We start from the raw sequence: 8,052 nt of genomic DNA on the forward strand, positions 1-8,052 counted from the left end.
CCTTTATCAACGACACAGGAATGCAATGATGACAACGACCTCCCCCACCCTCTGGCCCCGGCTGGCCGCCTTCCTGGGCGCTGCCCTGCTCGCGGGCAGCGCCCTGGCCGCGCCCCTGAAGATCGGCGTGGTGCCAGGCATCTTCGCGGACTCGGTGGAAGCCGCCGCCAAGGAGGCCAAGAAGCAGGGCCTGGACGTGCAGGTGGTGGAATTCACCGACTGGGCCACGCCCAACGTGGCGCTGGACGCGGGCGATATCGACCTCAACTACTACCAGAACAGCAACTACCTGGCCAATGCAGCGCGCAGCAAGGGCTTCAAGTTCACCAGCGTGCAGGCGGGCATCCTGTCCTATCTGGGCCTGTACTCCACGCGCCACAAATCCCTGGCCGACCTGCCCACGGGCGCCAAGGTGGCCATTGCCAGCGACCCCGTCAACGTGGGCCGCGGCCTGCGCCTGCTGCAGCACGCAGGCCTGATCACGCTGCGCCCCGACACCGGGCTGCTGGGCACCCAGGCGGACATCGTCTCCAACCCCAGGAAGCTGCAGTTCGTGGAGATCGAGGGCCCGCAGCTGGCACGCACCACGCCCGACGTGGACCTGGCCCAGGGCTTTCCGTATTTCATCATCGCCTCCAAGGCCTTCGATGCCAGCAAGGGCCTGGCCTACACCAGCTACGAGGACGACTCCTGGGCCATCCAGTTCGTGGCCCGCAGCGACCGCGCGGCCGACCCGCGCATCGCCCGCTTCCTGGACATCTACAAAAACTCCGACGTGGTGCGCAAGACCATCCACGCCTTCTACCTGAACGACCAGAAGCTCTACCGCCTGGCCTGGTTGAAGAACTGACGCAACGGACTGCAGGACCCGCCCCATGACGCAAGCCAAGCGCCACATCCACGTCAACGCCTTCAACATGAACTGCGTGGGCCACATACACCACGGCCTGTGGACCCATCCGCGCGACCGCTCCACCGAGTACGGCACGCTGGCCTACTGGACCCACATCGCCAGGGTGCTGGAGGAAGGCCTGTTCGACGGCATCTTCATCGCCGATGTGGTCGGCTACTACGACGTCTACCAGGGCGGCGTGGACCTGACCCTGCGCGAAGGCATACAGCTGCCCGTCAACAACCCCTGGCTGCTGGTCTCGGCCATGGCGGCGGTGACGCGGCACATCGGCTTCGGCCTCACGGCCACCGTGGGCGCGCACCAGCCCTATACCTTCGCGCGCGACGTGACCACGCTGGATCAGCTGACCAATGGCCGCATCGGCTGGAACATCGTCACCGGCTATGTGGACAGCGGCGCGCGCGGCCTGGGCCAGGACGGCCTGGCCGAGCACGACAGCCGCTACGACCGCGCCGACGACTTCCTGGAGCTTTCCTACAAGCTCTGGGAAGGCAGCTGGGAAGAGGGTGCCGTGATCGCCGACAAGGCGCGGCGCATCCACGCCCTGCCCGGCAAGGTGCACCCGGTGGTGCACGAGGGGCCGTTCTACCGCGCCAACGCCATCCACATGAGCGCGCCTTCGCCCCAGCGCACGCCCGTGCTGTTCCAGGCCGGCACCTCGCCGCGCGGGCTGCGCTTTGCGGGCCGGCATGCCGAGGGCATCTTCATCGGCGCGCGCACGCCCGAGGCCGCGCGCGAGGCCTCGCGCCAGCTGCGCCAGGCCGCCGTGGACGCGGGCCGGCGCCCCGAGGACATCAAGATCTACGCCGGCGTGGCCGTGGTGCCCGGCCGCACCGAGGCCGAGGCGCGAGAGAAATACGCCGACTACCTGGCCCACGCCAGCGCGGAAAGCGGGCTGGCCCACTTTGCCGCCAGCACCGGCGTGGACTTTGCGCAGTACGGGCTGGACGACCCCATCTCCTTCAGCAACACCAACGCCATCCAGTCGGCGGCCCAGGCCGCGCAGAAGCAGGGCTGGACCACGCGGCGCAAGCTGCTGGAGCAGTTCACGCTGGGCAGCCGCTACGCCACCATCGTGGGCGACCCGTCCCAGGTGGCCGACGAGCTGGAGCGCTGGATCGACGTGGGCGAAATCGACGGTTTCAACCTGACGCGCATCGTCGCGCCCGAGACCTGGGAAGACTTCGCCCGCCTGGTCGTGCCCGAGCTGCAGAACCGGGGCCGCTACCGCACCAGCTACGGCGAGGACGCCACGCTGCGCCAGCGCCTGTTCGGCCAGGGCGACCGCCTGCCCGCCAGCCACGCCGCCGCGCGCTGGCGGCGTTGAAGTCCTTAGCCACCCTCCCCCACCGGCCCGTGGCCCGGCCCTGCCTTGCAGGCAGGCCGGGTTGGCGGGCCTTTGAATTTGCAAAGCCATGACTACCACCCTCCCCTGCGCCACCGAGCCTGCGGCCTACGCGGCGCCCGGCCCAACCACAGACGGCCCGGCCGATCCCGACGCGCCCTCGCTGCCATCCCTGCAGGCGCGTTTTCGCCCCGTGTTCGACCGCATCGCCCAGGGTGCGGCCGAGCGCGAACGCACGCGCAGCCTGGCCCATGAACCCATCGCCTGGCTGCGTGACAGCGGCTTCACCGCGCTGCGCGTGCCGCGCCGCCTTGGCGGGGCCGGCGCCAGCGTGGAGCAGCTGTTCGCGCTGTGGACCGAGCTGGCCGAGGCCGACTCCAACGTCGCCCAGATCCTGCGCCCGCACTTCGGCTTTCTGGACCGCGTGCTCATCGACCGCGATGCCGCCACCCAGGCCCGCTGGCTGCCGCTGGCCGCGCGCGGCGCCGTGTTCGGCAATGCCACCACCGAGGTGGGCGCAGGCACCCTGGGCACGCTGCAGACCACCCTGGTGCCCGATGCGCAGCCCGGCTGGTGGCGGCTGGACGGGCGCAAGTTCTACAGCACGGGCACGCTGTATGCCGACTGGGTGACCGTGGTGGCGCGCGCGGTGGAGCCGGGCAGGGAAGACCAGACCGTGCACGCCGTCGTGCCCACCTCGGAGGCCGGCGTGCAGCGCTTCGATGACTGGCGCGGCTTTGGCCAGCGCCTGACCGGCTCGGGCACCACCGTGCTCAGCCAGGTGCGCGTGCCCGACGACGCCGTGATCCGCTTCCCGCGCGCCCAGCCCACGCCCCTGGTGGCCTATTTCCAGCTGGCCCACCTGGCCACCCTGGCTGGCATTGCACGGGCCTTGCAGCGCGATGCCATCGCCTACGTGCAGGCGCGCCGCCGCGTGTTCAGCCACGGCAGCGCCACCCTGCCCAAGGACGATCCGCTGGTGCAGCACATCGTCGGCCAGCTGGCCGGCACGGCCTACATCGCAGGCCTGGCCGTGGCCGACGTGGCCGCCGAACTGGGCCGCATCGCGCGCGAGCGCGAGGCCGGGCGCGAGGTGCCGCTGCAGCAGCTGCATGCCCTGGAGCTGCGCACGGCCCAGGCCCAGGTGGCCGTGGTCGATCCCGTGCTGCAGGCGGCCGCGCGGCTGTTCGAGGTGGGCGGCTCCAGCGCCCTGTCCGAAGACCTGGCACTGGACCGCCACTGGCGCAATGCGCGCACCCTGGCCTCGCACAACCCCGTGCTGTACAAGGCCCGCTCGGCGGGCGACATCCTGCTCAACGGCGCCGACCCCATCTACTACTGGCACGTGGGAGTGGCGGGAGTGGCGGGCTGAAGGCCCTTGCGCGGCCGCGCTGCGCAGGGACGGGCGCAGCGGCCGTGCGCATATCGCCAGAACGCATTAGCACATGCCATGCGCCACAAAATTCCTTTCAGAAACAAGCACTTGCCAAGGCACCCAAACCGATAAGCAAATGCGTTAAGTTTCTTTCGCCATACCGGCGTTCGGCCCTGTAATGAAGGCATCCATCCCACCTCATCCGGGCTGGCAGTCTTCGCAAACCGCATGCCGCGCTGCCTCCTGGAACCCACGCCAAGGAGTTTCCATGAGCCGATCGCTGAAGACTGTCATCGTCAATGGCAGCCTGAGCCGCCCCTCTCGTACCCGTGTCCTGCTGGACGCCCTGCATGCCCGCCTGGGCCAGGAGCTGCCGCTGCAGGCACAGGTCATCGACCTGCTGGACCTGCAGCCCCATCTGGGCGCGGCCCTGTCCAAGAACGACCTGCCGCCGGCCACGCTGCAGGCCATCGAAGCCATCGAGCAGGCCGACTTCCTGATCGTCGGCGCGCCGGTCTTCCGCGCCAGCCTGCCGGGCCTGCTCAAGCACCTGTTCGACCTCATCGACCTGGACGCGCTGCAGGGCACGCCCGTGCTGCTGGCCGCCACCGGCGGCAGCCCGCGCCACGCCCTCATCCTGGACCACCAGCTGCGCCCGCTGTTCGGCTTTTTCTCGGCCCTCACCCTGCCCATTGGCGTGTACTCCACGCCCGAGGACATCCAGGACGGCCAGGTGCACAGCGAATCGCTGCGCCAGCGCATCGAGCTGACCGTGCAGCTGTCGGCCCCGGTGCTGCGCGGTGCGCTGCAGCAGCTGGTGCAGGCCCAGGCCGAGGCACAGCGGCCCGTTCCCGAAGCCGCCGACCTGGCCCTGGCCGGGCAGCCCGCGTGAGCCAGGCAGAGGCCGTCCCTGCGGACCCGATAGCCACTGCGCAGGATCTGGCGCAGCGCCTTGCCGCCACGGCGGCCCGGCGCGATGCCGCAGGCGGCACGCCCAAGGCCGAGCGCGATGCGCTGCGCGCCAGCGGCCTGCTGGCACTGAGCATTCCGCGCGAGCTGGGCGGCCTGGGCGCGGACTGGGTGCAGACGCTGGAGACGGTGCGCATCCTGGCCACGGCAGACGGCTCGCTGGCCCATGTCTACGGCTTCCAGCACCTGCACCTGGCCACCGTGCAGCTGTTCGGCCAGCCCGCCCAGTGGCGGCCCTGGCTGCTGCAGACGGCACGCCACCGCTGGTTCTGGGGCAATACGCTGAACCCTCTGGACCGCCGCACCACGGCCACGCGCCAGCCCGGCCACTGGGAGTTTTCGGGCAAGAAAAGCTTCACCTCGGGCGCGCTGGACTCGCAGATGCTGGTGGCCTCGGCCATCGATGCCGACAGCGGCCAGCTGCTGATCGGCGTGGTGCCCACGGAGCGCACGGGCATCACCTTGCTGCGCGACTGGGACAACATGGGCCAGCGCCAGACCGACAGCGGCTCGGCCCTGTTCGAGCGCGTGCGCGTGGAGGCGGCCGAGCTGCTGCTGGACCCCGGCCCGCTGTCCACGCCGCATGCCGCGCTGCGCCCGCTGCTGGCCCAGCTCATCCTGGCCCATCTGTTCCTGGGCATTGCCCAGGGCGCGCTGGAGCAGGCGCGCGGCTACACGCTGAACGAGGCGCGGCCCTGGTTCAAGTCCCCTGCCGATGCGGCCGGCGCAGACCCCCACATCCAGGCGCTGTATGGCGAGCTGTGGGCCGCGCTGGAAGGCGCGCGCCTGCTGACCCTGCAGGCCGCGCAGCGCTTTGACGCCGCCTGGCGCCGTGGCCCGGCGCTGACCGCCCACGAGCGCGGCGAAGTCGCCGTGGCCGTGACGGCCGCCAAGATTGCCACCACGCGCTCGGGGCTGGACCTGTCCAGCCGCATCTTCGAGGCCACGGGCGCGCGCGCCACGCACGCGGCGCTGCGCTTTGACCGCTTCTGGCGCAACCTGCGCACGCAGACGCTGCACGACCCGCTGCACTACAAGCTGCAGGAACTGGGCGACTGGGTGCTCAACGGAACCTATCCGCAGCCCAGCTTCTACTCGTGACGCCGCGCCATGAACACCCGTCTGCCCACCTGGCCGCCCGGCAAGTCCTCGGCAACACCTGCGCCCGCGCCCGCAGCCTCTGCCGCGCACGATGACGGCGCCGCGCCCGCGCCCTGGATACTGCAAGACCCGGCCTCGCAGGCCCTGCTCAAGACCATGGGACAGGTGGCCGCCAGCGAGGCCGGCGTCCTCATCCTGGGCGACAGCGGCGCCGACAAGGAAATGGTGGCCCGCCACATCCACCGCCTGAGCCCGCGCCGCCACGGCCCCTTTGTCGCCGTCAACTGCGGCGCGCTGTCCGAGGCCCTGATCAACGCCGAGCTCTTCGGCCACGAAAGCGGTGCGCTGACGGGGGCCTTCGGCAACCTGCCCGGCCGCTTCGAGGACGCCCACGGCGGCACCCTGCTGCTGGACGAGATCGACGACCTGCCCCTGCACATCCAGAGCAAGCTGGTGCGCGTGCTGCAGGACAAGGCGGTCACCCGCATCGGCGCCAGCCAGCGCACGCCAGCCGATGTGCGCGTGCTCGCAGCCAGCAGCGCGCCGCTGCATACCAAGGTGGCAGCGCGGCGCTTTCGCGAAGACCTGTACTACCTGCTCGATGTCGTCACCCTCACCGTGCTGCCGCTGCGCCAGCGCCCGGCCGACATCCTGCCGCTGGCGCGCCACTTCATCGCGAGCTACTGCCAGCGCATGCGCTACGCGCCCATGGCACTGAGCCAGGACGCGCAGCGCAAGCTGCTGGAGCACGACTGGCCCGGCAACAGCCGCGAGCTGGAGAACGTCATCCACCGCAGCCTGCTGCTGACCCAGGGCATGCACATCGGCGCGGGCGACCTGCACATCGCCAGCAGCCAGGGCGAGCCCGATCCCGTCCCCACACGCGAGGCCGAACACGGCGCCCAGGCCGCCGCCGCCGAACTGGCCCTGGGCGAAGCGCTGGACAGCCTGTGCGACGTGCATGCCGAAGGCCTGGAGCAGCACGTGCTGGGCGCCCTGCTGCTCAAGGCCTGGCAGCGCAACCGCGGCAACCAGGTGCAGACCGCGCGCCAGCTGGGCATCAGCCGCAGCGTGGTGCGCGCGCGGCTGCAGCGCCTGGGCCAGGTGCCGGGCGAGGCCGCGCCACCGTCTTTTCCATCGTCCCCGGAGATCCCATGAGCCAAGACCCCCACGCATCGCCAGACATCTTCTGGTTCCTGCCCACCTCGGGCGACACGCGCTACCTCGGCACCTCCGACTTCGGCCGCGCCCCCACCAACGCCTACATGCGCCAGATCGCCGTCACGGCCGAGGAGCTGGGCTACGACGGCCTGCTGATCCCCACCGGCAGCTCCTGCCTGGACCCCTGGGTGGTCGCCTCCAGCCTGGTGCCCGTCACGCAGCGCATCAAGCTGCTGGTGGCCCTGCGCACCTCGCTGGGCGCGCCCGTGTCCAGCGCTCGCCAGGCCGCCACGCTGGACCAGGCCCTGGGCGGGCGCCTGCTGCTCAACGTGGTGCCAGGGGGCGATGCCACCGAGCTGGAGGCCGACGGCATCTTCCTGGCCCACGACGAACGCTATGCCTACGCCGATGAATTCCTGACCATCTGGCGCCGCCTGCTGGCCGGCGAGGCCGTGGACTTCGACGGCAAATACTTCAAGGTCAAGCAGGGCCGCAACTTCTTTCCCCCGGTGCAAAAGCCGCATCCGCCGCTGTACTTCGGCGGCTCCTCGGACGCCGCCCACGACCTGGCCGCGCGCCAGGTGGACGCCTACCTCACCTGGGGCGAGCCCCCCGCCGCCGTGGCCGAAAAGTTCGCCGACATCCGCCGCCGCGCCGCGCAGCAGGGCCGCCAGGTCCGCCTGGGCGTGCGGCTGCACGTCATCGTGCGCGAGACCAACGAGGAGGCCTGGGCCGATGCCGAGCGCCTGATCAGCAAGCTCACCGACGAGGACATCGCCCGCGCCCAGGCCGGCTATGCGCGCATGGACTCCGTGGGCCAGTCGCGCATGGCCGCGCTGCACGGCGGGCGGCGCGACCGGCTGGAGGTGGCGCCCAACCTCTGGGCCGGCGTGGGCCTGGTACGCGGCGGCGCGGGCACGGCCCTGGTCGGCGACGCGGCCACCGTGGCCGAGCGCCTGCGCGAGTACGCCGCGCTGGGTGCGGACAGCTTCGTGCTCTCGGGCTACCCGCACCTGGAGGAATCCATCCGCTTTGCCGAGCTGGTCTTCCCCCTGCTCGGCAAGCAGGCCGTCACCACCAGCGACCAGGCCCAGACCGGCGGCGCCTTCGACATCCGCAGCATCCAGCGCAGCCAATCCGCATCGTGAGCCACCCGGGGCCCCGGCCCCCGCCCAGACCGGAGTCTGT

The 8,052-nt window shown here is 70.9% G+C and carries 7 protein-coding genes; all 7 read left to right on the forward strand.

From position 1 onward, the window contains the following. Nucleotides 1-25: 25 nt before the first annotated feature. The 7 genes from ACM14_RS11360 to ssuD all read left to right on the forward strand — a co-directional run bounded on the left by ACM14_RS11360 (nt 26) and on the right by ssuD (nt 8,012). On the forward strand, nt 26-850 hold the full coding sequence (locus tag ACM14_RS11360; protein WP_012203704.1) for a MetQ/NlpA family ABC transporter substrate-binding protein: 825 nt from the start codon (nt 26-28) through the stop codon (nt 848-850). Nucleotides 851-875: 25 nt separating this feature from the next. Beyond that, nucleotides 876-2,240, forward strand: a complete 1,365-nt coding sequence (locus ACM14_RS11365; RefSeq protein WP_065346184.1) for an LLM class flavin-dependent oxidoreductase — start codon at nt 876-878, stop codon at nt 2,238-2,240. Nucleotides 2,241-2,328: 88 nt separating this feature from the next. Further along, nucleotides 2,329-3,630, forward strand: a complete 1,302-nt coding sequence (locus tag ACM14_RS11370) for an acyl-CoA dehydrogenase family protein (RefSeq protein ID WP_065346185.1) — start codon at nt 2,329-2,331, stop codon at nt 3,628-3,630. A gap of 271 nt (nt 3,631-3,901) precedes the next feature. Continuing rightward, the gene (gene msuE / locus ACM14_RS11375) at nt 3,902-4,525 is read left to right on the forward strand and encodes an FMN reductase (protein ID WP_013803959.1); all 624 of its coding nucleotides are present in this window, start codon (nt 3,902-3,904) and stop codon (nt 4,523-4,525) included. Continuing rightward, complete coding sequence (locus ACM14_RS11380) at nt 4,522-5,703, forward strand: acyl-CoA dehydrogenase family protein (protein ID WP_065346186.1); 1,182 nt, start codon at nt 4,522-4,524, stop codon at nt 5,701-5,703. Before msuE ends, ACM14_RS11380 begins: the two co-directional genes overlap by 4 nt. Nucleotides 5,704-5,712: 9 nt before the next feature. Beyond that, nucleotides 5,713-6,861, forward strand: a complete 1,149-nt coding sequence (locus ACM14_RS11385; protein WP_065346187.1) for a sigma 54-interacting transcriptional regulator — start codon at nt 5,713-5,715, stop codon at nt 6,859-6,861. After that, on the forward strand, nt 6,858-8,012 hold the full coding sequence (gene ssuD / locus ACM14_RS11390; RefSeq protein ID WP_065346188.1) for an FMNH2-dependent alkanesulfonate monooxygenase: 1,155 nt from the start codon (nt 6,858-6,860) through the stop codon (nt 8,010-8,012). Before ACM14_RS11385 ends, ssuD begins: the two co-directional genes overlap by 4 nt. The last annotated feature ends 40 nt before the right edge of the window (nt 8,013-8,052 follow it).

The organism is Delftia sp. JD2, assembly GCF_001682645.1.
Taxonomy (GTDB): domain Bacteria; phylum Pseudomonadota; class Gammaproteobacteria; order Burkholderiales; family Burkholderiaceae_C; genus Comamonas; species Comamonas acidovorans.